This is a genomic window from Rathayibacter sp. VKM Ac-2760 (genome assembly GCF_009834185.1).
GTDB lineage: Bacteria > Actinomycetota > Actinomycetes > Actinomycetales > Microbacteriaceae > Rathayibacter.
The window spans coordinates 1,481,820-1,504,479 of the sequence record NZ_CP047173.1 but is presented as its reverse complement, the minus strand read 5'-3'; the positions used below and the strand labels follow the sequence as shown (position 1 = coordinate 1,504,479).

Sequence of the window (22,660 nt, the reverse complement as noted above, 5' to 3'; positions counted from 1 at the left end):
GTCCACAGTAGGAACGGGCGAGGGCGCGGTCGAGATGCGTGACGGGATGTGACCGGGCGTGACGCCGCGTGTCCTCCGGGGTGGCGCACGGTGTCCTGAGCGGTGGTGCGCGAGGCGCCCCGGACACGACGGAGCGCCCGCGACCCCGGGGTGAACCGGGGTCGCGGGCGCTCGGTGCTGCGGGCCTAGGCCTCGACGGCGGCGGCGGGAGCGGCGAACTCGCCGAGCGAGCCGGCGAGGTCCTCGTGCACCAGGGCGTGCACGTGCGTGCCGCCCTCGACGTACTGCGTCGAGAGGATCCGACCGTTGCGGTGCAGCGACGAGACGACGTCGCCCCGGTCGTAAGGCACGAGCAGGTCGATCTCGATCTGCGGCTCCGGCAGGATCTCGGCGATGCGGGCCTGGAGCTCGTCCATCCCCTCGCCGCTGCGGGCGGAGACGAAGACGGCGCCCGGAGCGAGGCCGCGCAGCACGAGCCGCTGGCCCTCGTCGACGAGGTCGGACTTGTTGAACGCGATGATCTCGGGGATGCCGCGCGCGCCCACCTCGCCGATGACGTCGCGCACGGTGGCGATCTGGCCGGCCGGATCGGGGTGCGAGGCGTCGACCACGTGCACGATGACGTCGGAGTCGGCCACCTCCTCCAGCGTCGAGCGGAACGCCTCGACCAGCTGGTGCGGCAGCGCGCGCACGAAGCCGACGGTGTCGGCGAGCGTGTAGCCGCGGCCGTCCGGCGTCTCGGACTTGCGGATCGTCGCGTCGAGCGTCGCGAACAGCGAGTTCTCGACCAGGACGCCCGCGTGCGTCATCCGGTTGAGCAGGCTCGACTTGCCCGCGTTGGTGTAGCCGGCGATGGCGACCGATGGCACGGCGTTGCGCTTGCGGTTGGCGCGCTTCGCCTCGCGCGCGGGCTTCATCGCGGTGATCTGCTTGCGCAGCCGCGCCATCCGGGTGTGGATGCGGCGGCGGTCGAGCTCGATCTTCGTCTCACCCGGTCCGCGGGAGCCCATGCCGGCTCCGGCGCCCACCTGGCCACCGGCCTGGCGGGACATCGACTCGCCCCAGCCGCGCAGGCGCGGGAGGAGGTACTCGAGCTGCGCGAGCTCGACCTGGGCCTTGCCCTCGCGGCTCGTGGCGTGCTGGCTGAAGATGTCGAGGATCACGGCCGTGCGGTCGATGACCTTGACCTTCACCACGTCCTCCAGCGAGCGGCGCTGGCTCGGAGCGAGCTCGGTGTCGGCGACGACCGTGTCCGCGCCGAGCGCGGCGACGAGGCCCGCGAGCTCCTCGGCCTTGCCCTTGCCCAGGTAGGTGCTCGGGTCGGGGTGCGGGCGGCGCTGCAGCAGGCCGTCGAGGACGGTCGCCCCCGCGGTCTCGGCGAGGGCGGCGAGCTCGTGCAGCGAGTTCTCCGCGTCCTCGATCGAGCCCTGCGAGTAGACGCCGATCAGCACCACGTTCTCCAGCCGCAACTGGCGGTACTCGACCTCGGTGACGTCCTCGAGCTCGGTGGAGAGACCGGCCACGCGGCGCAGCGCCTGCCGGTCGGCGCGGTCGAACTGGTCGCCGTCGCTGTTCTCGTCGCCGTGGCGCTCGGTGTCGTCGGCGCTCTGCAGTGCCTGGGCTCCGCCCGCGACGAAGCGGGAATATCCCGACGAGCGCGACTGCGCGTTCGCCAGGACCCGCGAGACGACGTCCACGGCCTCGGTCGTGTCGGTCTCGTTCAGGTCTTCCGTCATCCGGATAACACTAACTCCTCAGCTGTTGATAAGTTCACTTCTCATGGCCGCCGAGCACTACTTCACGAGCACTCCCGACGGCGAACTCCGACCCCGCAGGATCAGCGCGCGGATCGCCGGCCGCGACCTCGAGGTCACGACCGCCGGCGGAGTGTTCAGCCCCGGCCACGTCGATCTCGGCACCCGGGTCCTGCTGGACGCGGTCCCCGACGCCCCCGCGAGCGGGGACCTCCTGGACCTCGGCTGCGGCTGGGGACCGATCTCGCTCGCCCTGGCGCTCGGCTCCCCCGGCGCCCGGGTGTGGGCGGTCGACGTCAACCAGCGGGCGCTCGAGCTCGTCCGCCGCAACTGCGCAGAACTCGGTGTCTCCAATGTCAACGCGGTGCTGCCCGAGGATGTTCCCGACGACGTGCGCTTCGCCGCCGTCTGGTCGAATCCGCCGATCCGGGTCGGCAAGGCCGAGCTGCACGCGCTGCTCGAGCGCTGGCTCCCCCGCCTCGAGGCCGACGCGGAGGCCTGGCTCGTCGTGCAGCGCAACCTCGGAGCCGACTCGCTGCTGACCTGGCTCACCGAGACGTTCGAGGGCCGGCTCGAGGTCGACCGGATCTCGTCCGCCAAGGGCTTCCGGGTGATCCGGACGACGCGGACCGAGTGACCGCGGGGGCCCGTCCCTAGTCGATCCGGATCGTCCCGGTGTAGACGAGGTCGGCCGGCCCGGAGAGGCCGACGTGCTCGCCCTCCTCGGTGGGGAACATGGTGACGCCGAGCGTGCCGCCCGGGACGTCCACGCGCCAGGACTGCGGAGCGCGCTCCCCCGCCCAGTAGCGGACCGCGAGGGCCGCCGCCGCCGCACCGGTGCCGCAGCTCAGCGTCTCGCCGCTGCCGCGCTCGTGCACGCGCATCCGGATCCGGCCGATGCCGTCGTGGACCAGCGGCTCACCGGGGACGACGAACTCGATGTTCGCGCCGTCGGCGGGCTCGGGCTCGACCTGCGGGATGAAGGTGAGGTCGGCCTCGTCGAGCTCCTCGTCGTTGCTGAGCGCCACGACGATGTGCGGGTTGCCGAGGTCGAGACCGAGCCCGGGACGCGGCACCTTCAGCTCCTTGGCGCGGACGAGCGGCTCGCCGCCCGCCAGCTCCCAGCGGCCGAGGTCGACCTGGAAGCCTGCTCCGCTGCGGGTGACGTCGCGGACGCCCGCGCGGGTGCCGATCGGGAGCGTGTCGCCCTGCTCGAGCGCGGCGAGGCCGCCGGCGAGGAGGAAGGCCGCGTAGACCCGGATGCCGTTGCCGCACATCTCGGCGATCGAGCCGTCGGCGTTGCGGTAGTCCATGAACCACTCGGCCTCGGGCTCCTGCTCGAGTGCGGCGGCACCGTCGACGAGCGAGCGGGAGCGGACCGCGCGGATGATGCCGTCGGCGCCGACGCCGAAGTGGCGATCGCAGATCATCGCGATCTGCGCGGGCGAGAGGTCCACCTCACCGTCCGGGTCGCTGAAGAGCACGAAGTCGTTGCCGGTGCCCTGGCCCTTGGTGAAGTGCAGCTCGATCGTCATGGCGCTCAGCCTAGCGAGGCGCCGGAGCCCCGACCTGGGCGCCGGCGAGCGCCCGCTCGACGAGGTCGGGAGCGTCGAACGGCAGCCGGTGCGCTCCCTGATAGCGGCGGAACCAGCTGTTCTGCCGGCGGGCGTAGCGGCGGGTGAGGGCCTGCGTCGAGGCGATCGCCTCCTCGCGGGTGAGCGCGCCCGCGCGCTGCGCCAGCGCCTGGGCGTAGCCGATGGCGCGGCCCGCGGTGACGCCGCGCTCGATCCCCTGCGGGACGAGCCGCTCCACCTCGTCGAGCATCCCGTCCGCCCACATTCGCTCGACTCGGCGGTCGAGTCGTTCGACGAGCACCTCGCGCGGCGCCTCGAGCGCGAGCACCGTGCTGGGCCGCCAGGGTGCAGGGGTGTCGGACATCAGCGCGCTGTGCGGGGAGCCGGTGAGCTCGGTGATCTCGAGCGCGCGCACGATGCGGCGGACGTTGTGCGGGCCGATCCGCGCGGCGACCTCGGCGTCGACCGAGCGCAGGCGCTCGAACAGCACGCCCGGCCCCTCGCGCTCCGCGACCTCCTCGAGCTCGCGGCGGATCGCGGGATCGGTGCCGGCGAAGGAGAACTCGAAGATCACGCTCGAGACGTAGAGGCCGGAGCCGCCGACGAGGATCGCGGTCGCGCCGCGGGCCAGGACTCCCTCGATGACCGCTCGAGCCTCGGCCTGGTAGCGGGCGACGGAGGCCTCCTCCGTCACGTCGAGCACGTCGAGCAGGTGGTGCGGGACGCCGCGCCGCTGGGCGGGCGGCAGCTTCGCCGTGCCGATGTCCATGCCGCGGTAGAGCTGCATGGCATCCGCGTTGACGATCTCGGCCGCGCCGCCGGCCGCGCGGATCGCGGTCGCGAGGGCGAGCGAGAGATCGGACTTGCCGGTGCCCGTGGCTCCGACGACGGCGAGGAGGGCCGGAGCGGCCGGCTCAGCGCTCGCCATCGGTGGTGTCGTAGATCGGGGTGGTCAGCGTGGCCGGAGTTGCCGGGCGGACGCGGAGCGACGGCAGGCCGAGCGAGACCCGCGGGGCGCCGGTCTCGCCGGAGGCGGCGGGCGCGGACGGGACACCGCAGGACTCCGCCTGCGCACGGTCCCAGGCGTCGCCGGCGCGGGTCCGGCGGACGGCCAGCGGCGCGCCGTCGGTCGAGTCGGCGATCAGGTAGAACGGCGCCGCGCGGGTGACGGCGACGCTGACGACGTCGCCCGGCCGCGGCTGCTCGGAGCCGGTCGGCACGTCGAAGTGCACGAGCCGGCTGTCCTCGGCCCGGCCGCTGAGGCGGTGCGTCTCGCTGTCGCGGCGCCCCTCGCCGGTCGCGACGAGCACCTCGACCCGGCGGCCGACCACCGCGCAGTTCTCGCTCTCGCTGATCGAGTCCTGCAGGGCGGCCAGGCGCTCGAACCGCTCCTGGACCACGGCCTTGGGGATCTGGTCCGGCAGCGTCGCCGCGGGCGTGCCCGGGCGGATGGAGTACTGGAAGGTGAAGGCGGAGGCGAAGCGCGCCGCCTCGACGACGCGGAGGGTCTCGGCGAAGTCCGCCTCGGTCTCGCCGGGGAAGCCGACGATGATGTCGGTGCTGATCGCGGCGTGCGGGATCCGGTCGCGCACCCGGTCGAGGATGCCGAGGAAGCGCTCGGAGCGGTAGGAGCGGCGCATCGCCTTGAGGATGCGATCGGAGCCGGACTGCAGCGGCATGTGCAGCTGCGGCATGACGGCGGGGGTCTCGGCCATCGCGTCGATGACGTCGTCGGTGAAGGCGGCCGGGTGCGGGCTGGTGAAGCGGATGCGCTCCAGGCCGTCGATCGTCCCGGCGGCGCGGAGCAGCTTGGAGAAGGCCTGGCGGTCGCCGAACTCGACGCCGTAGGAGTTGACGTTCTGGCCGAGTAGGGTGACCTCGATCGCCCCGTCGTCGACGAGCGCCTGGATCTCGGCGAGGACGTCTCCCGGCCGGCGGTCCTTCTCCTTGCCGCGGAGCGCGGGGACGATGCAGAAGGTGCAGGTGTTGTTGCAGCCGACCGAGATGGAGACCCAGCCGCTGTAGGTCGAATCGCGCTTGGTCGGCAGGGTCGACGGGAAGACGTCGAGCGACTCGAGGATCTCGAGCTGCGCCTCGTCGTTGTGCCGCGCCCGCTCGAGCAGGCTCGGCAGCGCGCCCATGTTGTGCGTGCCGAAGACGACGTCGACCCAGGGCGCCTTCTCCAGGATGACGTTCTTGTCCTTCTGGGCGAGACAGCCGCCGACCGCGATCTGCATGCCCTCGTGCCGGCGCTTCACCGAGGCGAGATGGCCGAGGTTGCCGTAGAGCTTGTTGTCCGCGTTCTCGCGGACGGCACAGGTGTTGATCACGACGATGTCGGCCTCGGCGCCGTCGGCCGGCACGTAGCCCGCCGCCTCGAGCGAGCCGCTCAGCCGCTCGGAGTCGTGCACGTTCATCTGGCAGCCGAACGTGCGGACCTCGTAGGTCCGCGGCCGCGCGTCGAGGAGGGGGGACGGGGCCGGAACGAGCGTGCTCATGGTGTGCGATTCTACGCGCCGCTCCGGCCGCCGCTCGGCGGCCGGGCGGCGGCTGCGCTCAGCGGAAGCGGACGCTCGAACCGGGCCGGCGGACCGTCTCGCGGACGACCCGCTGCACGAGCGCTCCGGAGTAGCCGCGGCGGGCGAGGAAGCCGGTCAGCCGTCGCTCCGCGACCTCGTCGGAGAGCGAGCGGAGACTGGGCAGGCGCTTGCGCGCGAGCTCCATCGCCGTGCGGTACTCGTCGTCGCCGTCGAGCTCGTCGAGCGCGGTCGCGATCGCGTCGGGGTCGAGCTTGCGGGCGCGTAGCTCCTGCATGATCGACGAGCGGCCGAGCTTCTTGCGCTCGCGCAGCTGGAGGACCAGCGACTCCGCCATCTTGTAGTCGTCGAGGTAGCCGAAGCGCGCGAAGCGATCGAGGATGTCGAGCGCGTCCTTCTCGGCGACACCCTCGGTGTAGAGGCGCGCCTCGACCTCGGCGACCGAGAGGCTCTTGCGCGAGAGCCCGCGGACGATGCGGTCGGCGATCTGCTCGGGATCGGGCTCCTCGGGGAGCTCCTCAGCGGCGGAGTCCTCCGCGGCGGCGTCGACCCGGTCGTCCTCGGGCATGTCGTCCGGCCGGCCGGCCCGGCCGCGCACGGGCGTCGGGGCGGCGTCGCGGCGCGCGACGTGCGCAGACAGCTCCGCGATCGCGTCGACCGCAGACGCGTCTACGGTGGCGGGTCCGTCCTCGGCGGTCGCCCCGTCGTCCTTCACCCAGGGGAGGAAGGCCACGGGCCGACCCTGTGCCCCCTCCGCAGCCTTCTCCCCCACGGGCTAGGCGCCCTTGCGGACGGGAGGCTTGGTCTCCCGGACGGGCTGCTTGGTCTCGATCGCGACCGGGGCGACCTCGGCCACCGCGTTCGGGTCGGCGACGACGCCGAGCTTGATCAGGATGCGCTTCTCGATCTCGGCCGCGATGTCGGGGTTGTCGATGAGGAACTGGCGTGCCTTCTCCTTGCCCTGGCCGAGCTGGTCGCCGTCGTAGGTGTACCAGGCGCCCGACTTGCGGACGATCTCGTGCTCGACACCGAAGTCGATCAGGCTGCCCTCACGGGAGATGCCGATGCCGTAGAGGATGTCGAACTCGGCCTGCTTGAATGGCGGCGCCATCTTGTTCTTGACGACCTTGACGCGGGTCCGGTTGCCGACCGCGTCGGTGCCGTCCTTCAGCGTCTCGATGCGGCGGATGTCGAGGCGGACCGAGGCGTAGAACTTGAGTGCCTTGCCGCCCGCGGTGGTCTCGGGGCTGCCGAAGAACACGCCGATCTTCTCGCGGAGTTGGTTGATGAAGATCATCGTGGTGTTGGTGGTGTTGAGGCCACCGGTGAGCTTGCGCAGCGCCTGCGACATCAGCCGGGCCTGGAGGCCGACGTGCGAGTCGCCCATCTCGCCCTCGATCTCGGCGCGGGGCACGAGCGCCGCCACGGAGTCGATGACGATGAGGTCGATCGAGCCGGAGCGCACGAGCATGTCCGCGATCTCGAGCGCCTGCTCACCCGTGTCGGGCTGCGAGACGAGGAGGGAGTCGATGTCGACGCCGAGCTTCTTGGCGTACTCGGGGTCGAGCGCGTGCTCCGCGTCGATGAAGGCCGCGATGCCGCCGTTGCGCTGGGCGTTGGCGATGGCGTGCAGGGTCAGCGTGGTCTTTCCCGAGGACTCGGGACCGTAGATCTCGACGATCCGGCCGCGCGGGAGCCCGCCGATCCCGAGCGCGACGTCGAGCGCGATCGAGCCGGTCTGGATCACCTCGACGGGGGCGCGTTCGTCGCTGCCGAGGCGCATGACGGCACCCTTGCCGAACTGGCGGTCGATCTGGGCGAGTGCGGTCTCGAGGGACTTCTCGCGGTCTGAGGAACTGGGCATGGCCGTCTCGCTCTCGTGTCGTGGTGGTTTCGCCTACAGGCTGTCGTGTCGTACCGGGATCGTCCGCGGGCGGTTGCCCGTGGGTGCGTCCCGGCCGGTGCGACAAGGCGGTGAAGCAGTCCGATGACGTGCTGTCGACGGTAGGCCCGACCACCGACATCGGCGGCGGGCCGGACCGCTTCCGTGGAGACGGAGGCGATCCTGCTTCTGGTGAGGAGCCTAGACCCGTTCGAACAGGGATTCGAGAACGGCGCGCGCGGCGTGTCGAACACGACTTCGGCAGCGCGCCGACAGCTCGGGCGACCGAGGACTCAGCTGCGGCGCTTCGCCGGGTCGATCCCGTGCCAGCGCGCCTCGGGGACGTCGTTGGCGCGGCAGAGCGCGATCCAGACCTCGCGCGGCTCGACGCCGTCACGGAGGGCCGACTGCGCACTCCGGCCGCCGAGCTCGGTCAGCACCAGGTCCGGCACCAGGACGCGGGCGTACGCGGCGCCGAACTCATCGTCGACCAGCTGCTGGAACTCGCTCAGGCGCATGCGTCCACGGTAACAACCTGCGGCGGAGTGGGAGCCGGACAGGGTCGGGTCGGGGTGCCGCCGGGAACGACGAAGGGCGCCGGAGCCGAAGCTCGGGCGCCCTTCGCGAAGTGCGGGTGCGGTGGGTGGGTAGAGGACGGACCCGCTACTGCGAGACGAGGTCCGCGTCGAATCCGGCGACCATGTCGGCCGGGATGGTGTCGGGGATCGTGTCGATCCCCTCGATGACCGCGAGCCGGTCGCCGACCTCGCGCATGATCACCGAGATCGGGGTGTCGAGCGCGTCGGCCACGGATGCGAGGATCTCGGACGACGCCTCCTTCTGACCGCGCTCGACCTCGCTGAGGTAGCCGAGAGCGACACTCGCCTTGCTCGCCACCTGGCGCAGGGTGCGACCTTTCTGCAGGCGAAAGTCCCTGAGGACATCGCCGATCTCCTGACGAACTAGAACCACTGGACCCTCCTTCTCCACGTCAACCGCTTCTCGCGCACCGATTCGAGAGACGCCGGAACGCCGAATTCGAAGGGGATGTGTACGAGAGAGCCGGATAGCTGTTCACTACCCGGCTCGTGTGAGTCGACTCTAATACCGGATGACTGGACTTTGCGTGTGAGCGACGTCAGATGTAACCGGGCCGAAACCCCGCGCATTCCACGATTCCGAAGCGGTTCCGGGACTCTCGGGCTTCACCCGGCCGAGGCCGCGAGCTCGCCGGCCAGGTCGAGTGCCGCGGCGACCGATGCGGCGCGGATCTCGGGCCGCCCGCCGCCGAAGCGGTGCTCGCGCACGAGCTCGACCTCGTCCAGGACCGCGGCGACGAACACGGTGCCGACGGCCGCGCCGCCCTGCGGCTCCGGGCCGGCGACGCCCGTCGTCGCGACGCCGACGGTCCGCGCACCGGTCTCGCCGAGCTGCCGGGCGACGCCGCGCGCCATCTGCACGGCGACGACGGGGTGCACGGGTCCTTCCTGCGCCAGGAGCTCCGCGTCGACCCCGAGCAGGCGGTGCTTGAGATCGGTGGCGTAGGACACCACTCCCCCGCGGTAGACGGCGGACGCACCGGGCACCTCGACGAGCGCGGAGCTCAGCGCCCCGCCGGTCAGCGACTCGGCGACCGCCAGGGCGAGACCGCGCTCGCCGAGCGAGCGCAGCAGCTCCTCGGCGCTCACCGGCGCCCGCGGGCCGCGCGACTCTGGCGCGCCGCGTCGGCGAGGTAGTCGATGCCGGTGACGACGGTGAGGACCACCGCGGCCGTCATCGTGATGCCGTTCAGCCAGTGCACCCACTCGCCGAGGAAAGTCCAGAGCGGCAGCAGCGCGAGCGAGATCGCGACGGACTGCACGATCGTCTTGAGCTTGCCGCCGCGGGAGGCGGGGATCACGCGGTCGGAGAGCACGGCCATCCGGAACACGGTGATGCCGATCTCGCGGACCAGGATGACGATCGTGACCCACCAGGGCAGCTCGGCGAGGATCGAGAGGCCGACCAGCGCCGCGCCCGTGAGCACCTTGTCCGCGATCGGGTCGAGGAGCTTGCCGAGGTCGGTGACCAGTCCGCGGCTGCGCGCGATGTGGCCGTCGATGCCGTCGGTCGCGATCGCGACGATGAAGAGCAGCGCGGCGGCGATGCGCACCCCGCCGTCCGCGCCGCCGTCCGCCAGCAGCAGCCAGAAGAAGACGGGCGCGAGCAGGATGCGGACCACGGTGATCGCGTTGGGCAGGTTCCAGTTGCTCGGGGCGGCGCTGGAGGGTGCGGTGGGGCTGGTCATCGGTGTCCGCCGTCTCGGGGTGTCGGAGTCATCGCTCAGTCGCGGCCGGTGAGCGCCCAGGCGTCGTCGTCCGAGCCCTCGTCGTCGTCGTGGTAGTCGGTCGCGACCGGGCCGGTCGGCTCGGCCAGCGGGTCCGCATAGGCGTCGGGCGCGGTCGGCGAAGGCGCCGCTTCGTGCTCGCCCGGCTCCTCGCCGCGCATCCGGGAGAGGACGCCCGGCAGCTGCTCCGCAGTGACGAGCACGTCGCGCGCCTTCGAGCCCTCGGAGGGACCGACGACCTCGCGCGACTCGAGCAGGTCCATCAGGCGCCCGGCCTTCGCGAAGCCGACGCGGAGCTTGCGCTGCAGCATCGAGGTCGAGCCGAACTGGGTGCTGACCACGAGCTCGGCCGCCGCCATCAGCAGCTCGAGGTCGTCGCCGATGTCGGAGTCGATCTCCTTCCGCTGCGCCTGCACGGTGATGTCCTGGCGGTACTCGGGCTGCGCCTGCCGCGTGACGTGCTCGACGACCTTGGCGATCTCCTCCTCGCGCACCCAGGCGCCCTGCACGCGCATCGGCTTGTTCGTGCCCATCGGCAGGAAGAGGCCGTCGCCCTGGCCGATGAGCTTGTCGGCTCCCGGCTGGTCGAGGATGACGCGGGAGTCGGTCACGCTCGTCACCGCGAAGGCGAGGCGGCTGGGGACGTTGGCCTTGATCAGGCCGGTCACCACGTCCACGCTCGGTCGCTGCGTGGCGAGCACCAGGTGGATGCCGGACGCGCGTGCGAGCTGGGTGATGCGGACGATCGAGTCCTCGACGTCGCGCGGGGCGACCATCATCAGGTCGGCGAGCTCGTCGACGACCACCAGCAGGTACGGATAGGGCCGGAGCACGCGGTTGCTGCCCGAGGGGAGCTTGATCTCGCCGCTGCGCACCGCCGCGTTGAAGTCGTCGATGTGCCGGTAGCCGAACGACGCGAGGTCGTCGTAGCGCATGTCCATCTCCTTCACGACCCACTGCAGCGCCTCGGCGGCCTTCTTGGGGTTCGTGATGATGGGCGTGATCAGGTGCGGGACGCCGCCGTAGATCGTCAGCTCGACGCGCTTGGGGTCGATCAGCACCATGCGGACGTCCTGCGGGCTCGCGCGCATCAGCAGGCTCGTGATCATCGAGTTCACGAAGCTCGACTTGCCGGAACCGGTCGAGCCGGCGACCAGGAGGTGCGGCATCTTCGCGAGGTTGGCGACCACGTAGCCGCCCTCGACGTCCTTGCCGACGCCGATCGTCATCGGGTGGGTCGAGGTGGTCGACGCGGCGGAGCGCAGGACGTCGCCGAGCGAGACGATCTCGCGGTCGGTGTTGGGGATCTCGACGCCGATCGCGCTCTTGCCCGGGATGGGCGAGAGGATCCGGACCTCGTTGCTGGCCACGGCGTAGGAGAGGTTCTTGCTCAGCGCGGTGACGCGCTCGACCTTGACGCCCGGGCCGAGCTCGATCTCGTAGCGGGTGACCGTCGGGCCGCGGGAGAAGCCGGTGACCGTGGCGTCGACGTTGAACTGCTGCAGCACCTCGGTGAGCGCGCGGACCATCTCGTCGTTCGCGGCGGAGCGGGCCTTCGACGGGGTGCCGGTGGACAGGGCCGAGGCGGAGGGCAGGCGGTAGGGCGTGTCCTCCTCGAACGAGGAGTCGAAGCCGGCGGTCGAGTCCTCGGCCACGGGAGTGATCGGCCCGGTCTCGATGACCGGCGGGACGGGGACGGCAGGGGCGACGTCGAGGTCGTCGAGCGCGATGACGCCGGTCGCGTCGTCGTCGACCACGCCGAGCGGGATCCGCGTGGTCGCGGTCTGATCGTGGCGCGCGAGCGCGGCTTCGGCCGACTCGGCCTCGGAGATGACCTCGGTCGCGTAGGAGCGGGTCGGCGGATCGGCCGGCTCGTCACGACCGGCCGAGGCCGGCTCCTCGAGTGCGGTGTCGAACTCCTTCGCCCGGCCGCGGCCCTTGCGGCCCTTCGGTGCGTCCTCCTCGTCGCCCAGGGCGTCGATGGGCAGCTCGGCCTGGACCGTCGGCTCGTCCTCGCGGCCGGAGTCGGTGCGGCGCCACCAGGGCAGCTCGCCGCCCTCCTCCTGCTCGTCCTCGCCCTGGTCCTTCTCGCTCTCCGCCTTCGCGGCGGCCTTGGCGGCGGCGCGCTCGGCCTTCAGTCGGGCGCGCTCCTCGTCGTCGAGCACGGGGGCGCCGAACAGGTAGCCGTAGAGCTCGCGCGAGCGGGCGGCGATCCGGTTCGGCGGGGTCTTGGTGATGATGAAGAGGGAGAGCAGCACGACCAGCGAGAGCAGCACCGTCGCCCCCGGAACGGTCGCGACCGCGACGAGGGGCGCGCCGACGAGCCAGCCGAGCACGCCGCCGGCCGCCGCCATCTGCTCGATGCCGGAGCCGGGCTGCGGCGCGCCGAGGTGCGCGTGGCACAGGCCGGCCGAGGAGATCAGCAGGACGGCCAGGCCGACGCCGATGCGGCCGTTGTCGTCGACCGAGCGCGGGTGGCGGAACAGCCAGAGCGAGAACAGCAGCAGCACGACGGGCAGCACGTAGGCGACGCGGCCGAACAGCCCGCCGAAGCTCCACGCGTCCAGCACCAGGGCGACCGGATCGGTCGCGAGGAACCACTCGACGACGGCGCCGGCGACGGCCAGCAGCAGGAGCAGGAAGGGGATGCCGTCGCGGCGCTCCTCCTTCGCGAGCCGCTCCGGACCGAGCGCTCGGGCGGCGCCCCCGGCCAGGTGCGCGAGCGCCATCCAGACCGTCACCACCGGGTTCGGCCGCGGGGCGGAGCTGAACGCGACCGTGCTCGTGCTCGTCGAGGAGGAGGCCCGACCGGAGCCGCGGCCGGAGCGCGGGGTGCTCGAGCGCGCGGGGGCGCCCCCCTTCGCACGGGGGGTCGTCTTCGGGGAGGTCGCCATAGGGCCACCGTACCCGCCGCCTCCGTCATCGCCGCGGACCCTCGCCGCAGGGCCGGTCGAGCGGAGCCGGCCGCCCGCCGAGGGCAGGGGGTGCGGCGGCTCAGCGCAGGCTCGCGACCATCGTCTCCGCGTCGCCGCGATCCGCGACGGCCGAGAAGCCCTCGCTGCGGTAGAGCCGCCGGGCGAAGTTGTCCGTGGCGACGTTGAGCGAGAGGCGCGCGTAGCCGGCGGCGCGCGCCTGATCGAGCGCCGCCCGCAGCAGACCGCGGCCGATGCCCTGCGCGCGCCAGACCGGGCGGACGCCGAGCGTCAGCTCGGGGACGCCGGCGGCGATGAAGCCGCGGCCGGGCGAGGCGGCGCTGAAGAGGCGGAACCAGCAGGCGCCGATCCGCTCGCCGTCGGCGGTCTCGGCGACGGAGCCGAGGTCGCCGGGGCGGGGCCAGCCTGCGACGTAGCGGCGGGCCGACTCGTCCTCGAGGACGTCGATCCGGGTGCGGGCCGTCGTCCAGTTCCAGTTGGCCGCCTCGACGAGCATGTCGGCGAGGAAGGGGGCGTCGTCGCGACGGGCGGCGCGGATCGAGTGCTCCATGCGCGGTCTCCGGGGGGCTCGGGTCTGGCATGAGGTGCGGACGGGGACGCCCGAGGGCGGGCGGTGCGGCGGGAACGGGCCGGAGCGTCGGGGGTGCTCCGCCCGTCCGGTCAGGCCTCGATGACCAGGGGGACGATCATCGGGCGGCGGCGGTAGGTGGTGTTGACCCAGCGGCCGACGACGCGGCGGATGCTCTGCGAGAGCGCGTGCTGGTCGCTGACTCCGCTCTGCACCGCCTCCTCGAGCGCCTTCGCGATCCGCGGCTTGACGTCGTCGAAGACGCGGTCGTCCTCCGCGAAGCCCTTCGCGTGGATCTCGGGGCCGACCACGATCCGGCCGGTGCCGGCCTCCACCACGACGATGATCGAGATGAAGCCCTCCTCGCTGAGGATGCGGCGGTCCTTGAGATCGGCGTCGGTGATCTCGCCGACCGACGAGCCGTCGACGTAGACGAAGCCGAGGTCGAGCTGCCCGGCGACCGTCACCCGGCCGTCGCGGAGGTCGAGCACCGTGCCGTCCTCGGCGATGATCGTGTTCTCCTCCGCGATGCCGGTGGCCTGCGCGAGCTTCGCGTTCGCGACGAGGTGGCGGTACTCGCCGTGCACCGGCAGGACGTTGAGCGGCTTGAGGATGTTGTAGCAGTAGATCAGCTCGCCGGCGGCGGCGTGGCCCGAGACGTGCACCTTCGCGTTGCCCTTGTGCACGACGGTGGCGCCGAGCCTGGTCAGGCCGTTGATCACGCGGTAGACCGCGTTCTCGTTGCCGGGGATGAGGCTCGACGCGAGGATGACGGTGTCGCCCTCGCCGGGCTGGATCTGATGGTCGAGGTTCGCCATCCGGCTGAGGACGGCCATCGGCTCGCCCTGCGAGCCGGTGGACATGTAGACGATCTCGTCCTCGGGGATGTCGCCGGCCTTCTTGACGTCGATCAGCACGCCCTCCGGCACCTTGAGGTAGCCCAGGGTGGCCGCGATGCCCATGTTGCGCACCATCGAGCGGCCGAGCAGCGCCACCCGGCGGCCGTTCGCGTGCGCGGCGTCGAGCACCTGCTGCACGCGGTGCACGTGGCTGGAGAAGCTCGCCACGATGACCCGGCGGGTCGCCTTGGCGATCACGCTCTCGATGACCGGGCCGATGTCGCGCTCGTTCGGCGTGAAGCCGGGCACGTCCGCGTTGGTGGAGTCGACCATGAAGAGGTCGATGCCCTCCTCGCCGAGGCGGGCGAAGGCGCGGAGATCGGTGATGCGGCCGTCGAGCGGCAGCTGGTCCATCTTGAAGTCGCCGGTGTGCAGCACCGAGCCCGCGTCGGTGATGATCGCGACCGCGAGTGCATCCGGGATGGAGTGGTTGACCGCCACGAACTCGAGCTCGAACGGCCCGAGGTTCTCGACGTCGCCCTCCTTCACCGCGAGCGTGTAGGGCTTGATCCGGTGCTCCTTCAGCTTCGCCTCGATCAGGGCGAGGGTGAGCGTCGAGCCGATCAGCGGGATGTCCCGCTTGAGCTTCAGGAGGTAGGGCACGGCGCCGATGTGGTCCTCGTGCCCGTGGGTCAGCACGACGCCCACGATGTCGTCGAGGCGGTCCTTGATCGGGGTGAAGTCGGGGAGGATCAGGTCGACGCCCGGCTGGTTCTCCTCGGGGAAGAGCACGCCGCAGTCGACCACGAGGATCTTGCCGTCGATCTCGAAGATCGTCATGTTGCGGCCGATCTCGCCGAGGCCGCCCAGCGGGATGATCCGCAGCGTCCCCGCCTCGAGCGCGGCGGGAGTGATCACGGGACTGGGCATGAGCCCTCCTCTTCCTCGGTCGGGAGTCGTCCGTGCCGCTCGGGCGGCGTCAGCGTGTGGTGCCGGCGACCTTCGGCAGCGCGCCGCCCGCGGCGGCGTTGCGGTCGGGCCGGAAGTTGCGGAAGTCGACGCCGGGGATGTCGCGGACGAGACCGAGCTCGTCCTCGATCAGGGCGGCCTCCGACTCCTCGGGGCCGACGAGCGGCAGGCGCACGCGCGGCGAGGAGATGCGGCCGAGCCCGTGCAGGATGTACTTCGCCGCGACGGTGCCGGGGACGTGGGTCATCACGGCGCGCACGAGCGGCTCGAGCTGCTGGTGCGCGAGCGTGGCGGCCCGGAGGTCGCCGGAGTTCACGGCGTCGACGATGGTGCGGTACGGCGAGGCGGCGATGTTGGCGGTGACGCCGATCAGTCCGGTCGCGCCGATGGCCAGCTCGGGCAGGACGTTGGCGTCGTCGCCGCAGAAGTACATCAGGTCGGTCTGGTTGAGGACGCGGCTGACCTCGGAGAGATCGCCCTTGGCGTCCTTCACGGCGAGGATGTTCGGGTGCTTCGCCGCGCGGAGGATCGTCTCGTAGCGGATGGGCACGCCGGTGCGGCCGGGGATGTCGTAGAGGATGACCGGGAGGTCGGTCGCGTCGGCGATCATCCGGAAGTGCGTGAGGATGCCGGCCTGGGTCGGCTTGTTGTAGTACGGCGTGACGATCATGTTGCCGTCGGCGCCGGCCTTCTCGCTCTGGCGGGCGAGCTGCATCGCGTGAGCGGTCTCGTTCGAGCCGCCGCCGGTGATGATCTTCGCGCGGCCCGCGGCGACGGACTTGCCGACCTCGACGAGGCGGATCTTCTCCGGGTCGGTGAGCGTGCTGGTCTCGCCGGTGGTGCCGGTGACGACGATGCCGTCGGCGCCCTTCGCGATGCAGTCGTCGATGTGCTTCTCGACGCCGGGCCAGTCGACCTCGCCGTCGGCGGTGAACGGGGTGACCAGGGCGACCAGCACCTGGCCGAAGGGATTCTCCGGAGTTGACACGAGCCCAGGGTATCGGGTCGGCGGTCCCGGGTTCGTTTGCGCGGGCGGTCGTTCGATCTGCAGGAGTTCCGGAGGAGATCGGGGCTCCTGCGGCGTCGGACGCCTCCGCCGGGGCCCGATCGCCTGCGGATCGAACCTGCGCCGCCCACCCCGGACCGGGTCAGCTGCGGACGTGATCGCCGCGGGAGAGGGCAGCGAGGATGTCGGCCTCCACGAGAGGCCAGTGGTCCAGGACGAGCGAGGTGCGGTAGTGGCGGACCCGGTAGCCCAGGAGACCCAGCTCGACGTCGCGGCGGTCGTCGCGGTCGGGATCGTGGAACGCGGCTCCGTCCACCTCCAGGGCGAGGACCTCGCCGATCAGGAGGTCGACCCGGCGGCGGCCGATGCGCACCTGCTGTCGGTACGCGATCCCCAGCGCCCGCAGTCGGAAGGCGACCATCGACTCCAGTCCGCTCTCGGAAGAGCCCCCGGCCGGGCGGAGGAGCAGCCGGAGCGGGACCGCGAGCCGGGCGAGGATCCGCGCTCGCCCTGCGGCGCCGAGCAGACGGCGGTGCAGGGCCGATTCGAGGAGGACGAAGGCGAACTCCGCACCTCGGCAGCTCGCCGCCTCGACGAGGCAGTCCTCGATCGCCTGCACGAGCTCGCACGGCCGCGGGGCGTCCTTCGACCAGTGGACGACGACGTCCAGGTCCTCACTGAGCCGGACGGCGTGGCGGTCCGGATCGCGGAGCCGGGAGGCGTGCGGGCGGACGGCGATGTGCAGACCGCTGAAGCGAGGCACCCACAGCCCGTGCGCGACTGCGGCGTTCGCGCAGGCCAGCGCTCCGCCGACGCGGAAGGCGCGCTCGACTCCGGTGTCGACACCGGGGAGGGCGTACCAGCCCTTCCGAACGCGGACCAGCGCGCCCGCCTTCACGGCGTCGCGGAGCTCCCGTGCGGAGGAGCCCTCCCGGAGGAGCTGCTCGGTCTTCACGAGCCCGCCGGAGCGGAGGACGGAGGTGGAGGATGCGCGCACGAGGCGAGCGTGGCCGCGCGGCCGGTCGGCGGGGCGCGTGGCTGCGAACGGTGGAGGACCGGCCCGCATGTGCGCTGTGGAGGGGCTGCCTGCGGCGGGGTCGAGGTTCGATCTGCAGGCGATCCGGGTCGGCCGGAGCGCACGTGCGCGTCCCGGGGCGGCTCATCCGTCCGATCACCTGCAGATCGGACCGGGACCGGCCGAGCGCGGGCTACGGGGCGACGCGGCCGTTCGCGGTGAAGGCGGCGGCCGTGAGCGGCATCAGCTGCTCGAAGTGCGTCTCCATCTGCTCGGCGGCCATCTCGATCTCGCGCTGCGGGAAGGAGGGGAACGTCGAGTCCTCGCGCTTGGTGCGCAGGGAGAGGAAGTTCATCAGCGAGCGGGCGTTCAGCGTCACGTACATCGAGGAGTAGATGTTGAGCGGCAGGACGATGCGGGCGACCTCGCGGGCGACGCCCTCGCCGAGCATCCGCTGGTAGGCCTCGAAGGCCTGGATGCTCGCGCGGCGGGTCTCCTCGACGACGAGCGCGGTCTGCTCCGGGGTGCCGGGCTCGAAGGAGTAGGCGCCGGGCTTGCCGACCTGCACGAGATTGCGCTGGGGGCCGGGCACGTAGAAGACGGGGCGGAGCTCGCGGTAGCGGCCCGACTCCTCGTTGTAGGAGGCGATGCGGTGCCGCATGAACTCGCGGAAGACGAAGATCGGCGCCTGCACGTAGAAGGTCATCGAGTTGTGCTCGAAGGGCGAGCCGTGGCGGTCGCGCATCAGGTAGTTGATCAGGCCGCGGTCGCGCTTGCCCTGCAGCTCGGCGTCGGCCGACTCCTCGTCGAGGGCGGCGGACAGGGTCTTCTCGCCCTGCGTGGAGACGCGGGCGGCGAAGAGCACGTCGGAGTCGTGCGCGCTGGAGCGGACGAGCTCGACGACCACGTCGGAGCGGAAGACGGGGCTGCTGTCAGGTGCGGGCTGATCGGTCACCGCTAAGACGATAGAGCACGGCCCTCCGTCGCAGTTCGTCATGCACGATCGTGCACGGCGTCCGCCGCCTAGCGTGAGGGGGTGGATCCCCTTCTGATCGCGGCCGCCCTGCTCGGCCTCGTCGCGCTCGGAACCGCCCTCGGCCTCCTGCAGCAGCGCGCATCCGGGCGCGTCGCCGCCCGCCCCGCCGCGCGCGTCGAGCGGATCGACCCGGCCGGGCTCGTCGACGGCGCGGTCCTCGGCCGCCGCGCGACCGTCGTCCAGTTCTCGACCGAGTACTGCGCCCGCTGCCCCGCCGTCCGCCGGATGCTCGTGGAGCTGGCGAGCGAGCGACCCGGGACCGTGCACCTCGACGTCGACCTGACCCGCCGCGCCGACCTGGCCGACCGATTCCGCATCCTGCAGACCCCGACCCTGCTGGTGCTCGACGCCGACGGTGTGGCCCGCAGCCGCATCGCCGGCGCTCCGGCCCGCGCCGTCGTCCTCGCCGAGCTCGACCGACTGGAGACAGCATGACCACCACCCCGCCCGCCGGCTCCGTCGATCCGCGCGGACCGCGCTTCGCCGCCTCCGTCACCGCCGTGCTGCTGCTCGCGACGGCAGGGCTCGGCCTCGCGGCGCCGGCGCAGGCGGACTCCCTTGCCCGGCTCGTCCAGCCCGGCTTCCTGCTGCTGGTGGTCCTCGCGGCGCTGTTCGCCTGGTCGGCCGCCCGCGGTGTCGGCTCCGGGCCGTGGGCGGTCGTCTTCCGCCGGCTGATCCGGCCCCGCCTCGCGCCGCCGTCGGAGTGGGAGGACGCCCGCCCGCCGCGCTTCGCCCAGCTGATCGGTCTGATCGTCACCGCGGCGGGTGTCGCCCTGCACCTCGCCGGAGTGCCCGGTGCGGTCCCGGTCGCCGCGGCGATCGCCTTCCTCGCCGCTTTCCTCAACGCGGCCTTCGGCCTCTGCCTCGGCTGCGAGCTCTACCTCCTCCTGGTGCGCGCGGGGCTCCTGGGCCGCACGGCCGGCTCCCGGGCCTGAGGCCCTAGGCTGAATCCCGCTTCGCGGGCGGCCCGCGACGGGCCTCGGGAGGCAGCATGAGCGAATCGACCGCACGGCACTCGGACCAGGACGGGACCGGCGCCCCCGGCGACGCGCCTCGCCACTCGACCGGCTCGACGCCGCCGCGACCGCCGGCGTCCTCGCGCGCCGCGGACGGCCCGGAGACGGCGACCGCGCGCGAGACGTCCGCTCCGCTGCGGCGCCTGCGGGTGCTGATCTCGGGAGCGGGCGGCATGATCGGCTCCGAGCTCGTGCGCCAGCTGCGCACGGACGGGCACGAGATCTTCCGCCTCGTCCGCCACGCGCCGACGAGCGCGGACGAGTTCCACTGGGCACCCGCCTCGCACATGCTCGATTTCAGCGTGCTCGACCGCGTCGACGCGGTGATCAACCTCTCGGGCGCCTCGATCAGCCGGCTCCCGTGGACCGCCTCGTACAAGCGGGAGATCCTCGACTCGCGCGTGCAGACCACGCAGACCATCACCGACGCGATGCGGATGGCCTCCACTCCCCCGTCGATCCTGCTCAACGCCTCCGCGGTCGGCTACTACGGCGACCGGCCCGGCGAGGAGCTGACCGAGGAGTCGCCGCGCGGCGAGGGCTTCCTCGCGGACGTCGTCGAGCGCTGGGAGCAGGCGGCCCAGCTCGCACCGGAGAGCACCCGGGTCGTGACCTTCCGCACCGGGCTGGTGCTCGGCAACGGCGGCGCGCTCAAGCCGCTGCTGCCGCTGACCAAGGTCGGGCTGAGCGGCCCGCTCGGCGGCGGGCAGCAGGTCTGGCCGTGGATCAGCCTCTACGACGAGGCCGCGGCGATCCGCCACCTGCTCACCTCCGAGCTGTCCGGACCGGTGAACCTGGCCGGCCCCGAGGCCGCGACGGCGAACGACGTGATGCGCACGCTCGCGGAGCTGCTGCACCGCCCGTTCAAGCTGCCGGTGCCGGAGAAGATCATCGAGCTGGCCCTGCGCGACGCGGGGCACGAGCTCCTGCTCTCGAGTCAGCGCCTGGTGCCGCGGCGACTGCTCGACGACGGCTTCGTCTTCCGCCACCGCACGGTCGCCGAGGCGCTGCAGGCCGTGCTCGCCTGACGGTCCGGAAGTTCGACGGCGCAGGGAGTCGGACGGCCGGCTCCGGTCAGTCCTTGTGCTCGCGCTCGAGGGCGATCGAGCGGCGGATCGCGCCGCGGGCCCGCTTGCGGTCGCCGCTCGCGTCGTAGGCGAGTCCGAGCCGGTACCAGGCGCGCCAGCTCTCGGGGTCCTCGTCGACGTCGGCCGCGTAGCGGGGGAAGAGCGCGTCGGCCTCCGCGCGGTCGAGCCGGCCGGTCGCACTGGACTCGAGGACCTCGGACGGCAGCGCGTCCTCGCGCTCGAGGCGCCGCGCCAGCGTCTCGGCGCGGAGGCCGAAGGACAGCTCGCGGACCAGGCCCCAGACGCCGATCCCGCCGAGGATCAGCAGCCCGACGCCCAGGACGATGCCCGGCACGGTGCCCGCGGCGAACGCGACGTAGGAGTACTGCAGGCAGACGAACAGGTAGAGGGCCAGCAGGACGGCCATCAGTCCGACGCCGATGCGCGTCCTCACGGGGTGCTCGTCGCGGCCGCGGCCTGGCCGGAGGGCGCGTCGTCGCTGATCGCGGGCTCGTCGGGCGCGCGCTCGGCGAGCGGGGCGGCGTCGAAGGCGGCGCGGAGGTCGATCAGCGCGTCGAGGCCGACGACGACGCCGGTCGTGCTGCGGACGGCGTCGAGCGCGCGGAGGATGCCGGCCTCGTAGGAGGCGGAGGACGAGGTGTCGTGCCGGATGGTGACCGTCTCGCCGGTGCCGCCGAAGACGACCTCCTGGCGCGCCTCCACACCGGGCAGGCGCAGGCTGTGCACCGGGACGCTCGCCACCTGCTGGCCGCGGGCGCGCTGATCGGTGTGCGGGGCCTGGACCGGGCCCAGCTCGGCGCGGGCGCGCAGCAGCAGCTCGGCGGTGCGCACGGCGGTGCCGGAGGGCGAGTCGACCTTGCGGGCGCCGTGCGTCTCGATGATCTCGACCGCGTCGAAGAAGCGCGCCGCGACGGTCGAGAGCGCGGTGGCGAGGACCGAGCCGAGCGAGAAGTTCGGGATGATGACGACTCCGGCGCTCGGCTGCTCCTCGACGCTGCGGCGCAGCGCGGCGATGCGGTCACCCGTCCAGCCCGACGTGCCGACGAGCACCTTCCGGCCGTTCGCGACCGCGAGGTCGACGATCTGCTGGCTGACCGCGGGGAGGGTCATGTCGACGACGACGTCGGCCGCGAGCATCTCGCGCGGGTCGCTGCGCGAGCCGAGCCGGGCGACGAGCTCGAACTCCTCGGACGCCTCGATGAGCGAGCAGGTGAGGGAGCCGAGTTTGCCGGTTGCACCGACGACGGCGACGGAGGTGGTCACCCGTCCAGCCTAACGACCGCGGCCGACAGCGGATCTCGATACGCCCGCGCTGCGGGCTGCTCGATCAGCAGGGAGGGCCGCCCTTGCTGGTCAAGTAGCCCCGGAGGGGCGTATCGAGACCTGCTGTCACCAGTACTTCGGCGGACGTGGATCTCGATACGCCCGCTCCGCGGGCTACTCGATCAGCAGGGACCGCAGCGGGGCCGCACCACTCGGACGAGGTGTTCTCATCCGGGAGACGTCAGTACGGCTGGACCTCGGGGAGGCCGGTGCGCAGCTCGACCGGGAGGTGGGCGAGGTCGTTGTGGACGACGAGCACCGGGGGCTTCCGCGAGCGCACGCGGATGATCGTCAAGCCGCAGTTGGCCTGGTTGACGCCGAGCCAGCGCCAGTCCGGTGCGTCGAAGACGTGGCGGACGAACCAGCCGATGACGAAGTTGTGGGTGATCAGCAGGTCGTGGCGGTCCTCGCGGGAGGGGGCGAGGAACTCCGCCACCGCGTCCTGCATCTGCGCGTGACCGGCGTCGATCTCGGCCGGGGTGACGCTGCCGAAGAACGGCTCGAAGGCGCGGGGCATGTCGGGCGTCGGGCCGGAGGGGATGCAGTCGAACAGCAGGGACGACGGCTCGATCGACAGCCCCGGCAGCACCGCACGGAACCGCGCGGCCGTCTCCTCCGCCCGGCGCAGCGGCGAGTGCCAGGCGCCGGTGAAGGGGACGCCGCCGAGCCGCTCGGCGATGAGCCGGGCCTGGCGCTCGCCCCTGGCCGACAGCGGCCCGTCCGGCATGCCGTGCTCGGCGTCCTGCTGCTCGCCGTGGCGGACGAGATAGATGTAGTGGGACACGGAGGTCCTC

Annotated in this window: 23 protein-coding genes; 4 read left to right on the top strand and 19 right to left on the bottom strand. The window is 72.3% G+C overall.

All coding sequences use genetic code 11. The annotated features are described in order from the left end of the window. Nucleotides 1–185: 185 nt before the first annotated feature. Nucleotides 186–1,736 (bottom strand): GTPase HflX, encoded by a 1,551-nt coding sequence (hflX, locus tag GSU72_RS06745; RefSeq protein WP_159984344.1) that lies wholly within the window; start codon nt 1,734–1,736, stop codon nt 186–188. A gap of 43 nt (nt 1,737–1,779) precedes the next feature. On the opposite strand from hflX, the gene GSU72_RS06740 reads away from it, so the two are divergent. Beyond that, complete coding sequence (locus GSU72_RS06740) at nt 1,780–2,391, top strand: methyltransferase (RefSeq protein ID WP_159984343.1); 612 nt, start codon at nt 1,780–1,782, stop codon at nt 2,389–2,391. Nucleotides 2,392–2,407: 16 nt separating this feature from the next. Here the strand turns inward: GSU72_RS06740 and dapF are convergent, their stop codons facing one another. From dapF to thyX, 15 genes are all read right to left on the bottom strand, one after another. Further along, a complete protein-coding gene (gene dapF / locus GSU72_RS06735) occupies nt 2,408–3,289 on the bottom strand; it encodes a diaminopimelate epimerase (protein ID WP_159984342.1) in 882 nt (293 codons plus the stop codon). Between the two features lie 10 nt (nt 3,290–3,299). Next, complete coding sequence (miaA, locus tag GSU72_RS06730; RefSeq protein ID WP_159984341.1) at nt 3,300–4,256, bottom strand: tRNA (adenosine(37)-N6)-dimethylallyltransferase MiaA; 957 nt, start codon at nt 4,254–4,256, stop codon at nt 3,300–3,302. Continuing rightward, nucleotides 4,243–5,826, bottom strand: a complete 1,584-nt coding sequence (gene miaB / locus GSU72_RS06725; RefSeq protein WP_159984340.1) for a tRNA (N6-isopentenyl adenosine(37)-C2)-methylthiotransferase MiaB — start codon at nt 5,824–5,826, stop codon at nt 4,243–4,245. Before miaB ends, miaA begins: the two co-directional genes overlap by 14 nt. Nucleotides 5,827–5,884: 58 nt before the next feature. Next, nucleotides 5,885–6,598 (bottom strand): regulatory protein RecX, encoded by a 714-nt coding sequence (locus tag GSU72_RS06720; protein ID WP_159984339.1) that lies wholly within the window; start codon nt 6,596–6,598, stop codon nt 5,885–5,887. A gap of 42 nt (nt 6,599–6,640) precedes the next feature. Beyond that, the gene (gene recA / locus GSU72_RS06715) at nt 6,641–7,729 is read right to left on the bottom strand and encodes a recombinase RecA (RefSeq protein WP_159984338.1); all 1,089 of its coding nucleotides are present in this window, start codon (nt 7,727–7,729) and stop codon (nt 6,641–6,643) included. Nucleotides 7,730–8,040: 311 nt separating this feature from the next. Next, a complete protein-coding gene (locus tag GSU72_RS06710; RefSeq protein WP_159984337.1) occupies nt 8,041–8,265 on the bottom strand; it encodes a DUF3046 domain-containing protein in 225 nt (74 codons plus the stop codon). Between the two features lie 145 nt (nt 8,266–8,410). Continuing rightward, entirely contained in the window at nt 8,411–8,719 is a 309-nt protein-coding gene (locus GSU72_RS06705) for a helix-turn-helix transcriptional regulator (protein ID WP_123704950.1), read from the bottom strand. 233 nt (nt 8,720–8,952) lie between these two features. Continuing rightward, entirely contained in the window at nt 8,953–9,435 is a 483-nt protein-coding gene (locus tag GSU72_RS06700) for a CinA family protein (protein ID WP_244256020.1), read from the bottom strand. Then, a complete protein-coding gene (gene pgsA, locus GSU72_RS06695; protein WP_159984336.1) occupies nt 9,432–10,034 on the bottom strand; it encodes a CDP-diacylglycerol--glycerol-3-phosphate 3-phosphatidyltransferase in 603 nt (200 codons plus the stop codon). The genes GSU72_RS06700 and pgsA overlap by 4 nt, the downstream gene beginning before the upstream one ends. Nucleotides 10,035–10,069: 35 nt before the next feature. Then, nucleotides 10,070–12,967 (bottom strand): DNA translocase FtsK, encoded by a 2,898-nt coding sequence (locus GSU72_RS06690; protein ID WP_159984335.1) that lies wholly within the window; start codon nt 12,965–12,967, stop codon nt 10,070–10,072. Between the two features lie 100 nt (nt 12,968–13,067). Beyond that, complete coding sequence (locus tag GSU72_RS06685; RefSeq protein ID WP_159984334.1) at nt 13,068–13,556, bottom strand: GNAT family N-acetyltransferase; 489 nt, start codon at nt 13,554–13,556, stop codon at nt 13,068–13,070. Between the two features lie 110 nt (nt 13,557–13,666). Further along, complete coding sequence (locus GSU72_RS06680) at nt 13,667–15,343, bottom strand: ribonuclease J (RefSeq protein WP_159984333.1); 1,677 nt, start codon at nt 15,341–15,343, stop codon at nt 13,667–13,669. Between the two features lie 49 nt (nt 15,344–15,392). After that, nucleotides 15,393–16,370, bottom strand: a complete 978-nt coding sequence (gene dapA / locus GSU72_RS06675) for a 4-hydroxy-tetrahydrodipicolinate synthase (protein WP_123704963.1) — start codon at nt 16,368–16,370, stop codon at nt 15,393–15,395. 160 nt (nt 16,371–16,530) lie between these two features. Next, the gene (locus GSU72_RS06670) at nt 16,531–17,385 is read right to left on the bottom strand and encodes a type IV toxin-antitoxin system AbiEi family antitoxin domain-containing protein (RefSeq protein ID WP_159984332.1); all 855 of its coding nucleotides are present in this window, start codon (nt 17,383–17,385) and stop codon (nt 16,531–16,533) included. A 211-nt stretch (nt 17,386–17,596) separates the two neighbouring features. Beyond that, entirely contained in the window at nt 17,597–18,358 is a 762-nt protein-coding gene (thyX, locus tag GSU72_RS06665) for an FAD-dependent thymidylate synthase (RefSeq protein WP_244256019.1), read from the bottom strand. 81 nt (nt 18,359–18,439) lie between these two features. Between thyX and GSU72_RS06660 the strand changes: the two genes are divergently transcribed. The 3 genes from GSU72_RS06660 to GSU72_RS06650 are packed head-to-tail and all read left to right on the top strand — an operon-like array spanning nt 18,440 to nt 20,483. Further along, nucleotides 18,440–18,874 carry a thioredoxin family protein gene (locus GSU72_RS06660; RefSeq protein ID WP_159984330.1) on the top strand — a complete coding sequence of 145 codons (435 nt, stop codon included), beginning with the start codon at nt 18,440–18,442 and terminating at the stop codon, nt 18,872–18,874. Further along, the gene (locus GSU72_RS06655) at nt 18,871–19,374 is read left to right on the top strand and encodes a DUF4395 domain-containing protein (protein WP_159984329.1); all 504 of its coding nucleotides are present in this window, start codon (nt 18,871–18,873) and stop codon (nt 19,372–19,374) included. The genes GSU72_RS06660 and GSU72_RS06655 overlap by 4 nt, the downstream gene beginning before the upstream one ends. A gap of 56 nt (nt 19,375–19,430) precedes the next feature. Beyond that, complete coding sequence (locus GSU72_RS06650) at nt 19,431–20,483, top strand: TIGR01777 family oxidoreductase (protein ID WP_159984328.1); 1,053 nt, start codon at nt 19,431–19,433, stop codon at nt 20,481–20,483. 46 nt (nt 20,484–20,529) lie between these two features. On the opposite strand, the gene GSU72_RS06645 is transcribed toward GSU72_RS06650, so the two are convergent. From GSU72_RS06645 to GSU72_RS06635, 3 genes are all read right to left on the bottom strand, one after another. After that, nucleotides 20,530–20,976: a hypothetical protein gene (locus GSU72_RS06645; protein WP_159984327.1), complete on the bottom strand. Its 447-nt coding sequence runs from the start codon at nt 20,974–20,976 to the stop codon at nt 20,530–20,532. Beyond that, entirely contained in the window at nt 20,973–21,806 is an 834-nt protein-coding gene (gene dapB / locus GSU72_RS06640) for a 4-hydroxy-tetrahydrodipicolinate reductase (RefSeq protein WP_159984326.1), read from the bottom strand. Before dapB ends, GSU72_RS06645 begins: the two co-directional genes overlap by 4 nt. Nucleotides 21,807–22,047: 241 nt before the next feature. Next, nucleotides 22,048–22,650, bottom strand: a complete 603-nt coding sequence (locus tag GSU72_RS06635; protein ID WP_159984325.1) for a histidine phosphatase family protein — start codon at nt 22,648–22,650, stop codon at nt 22,048–22,050. Nucleotides 22,651–22,660 lie beyond the last annotated feature (10 nt).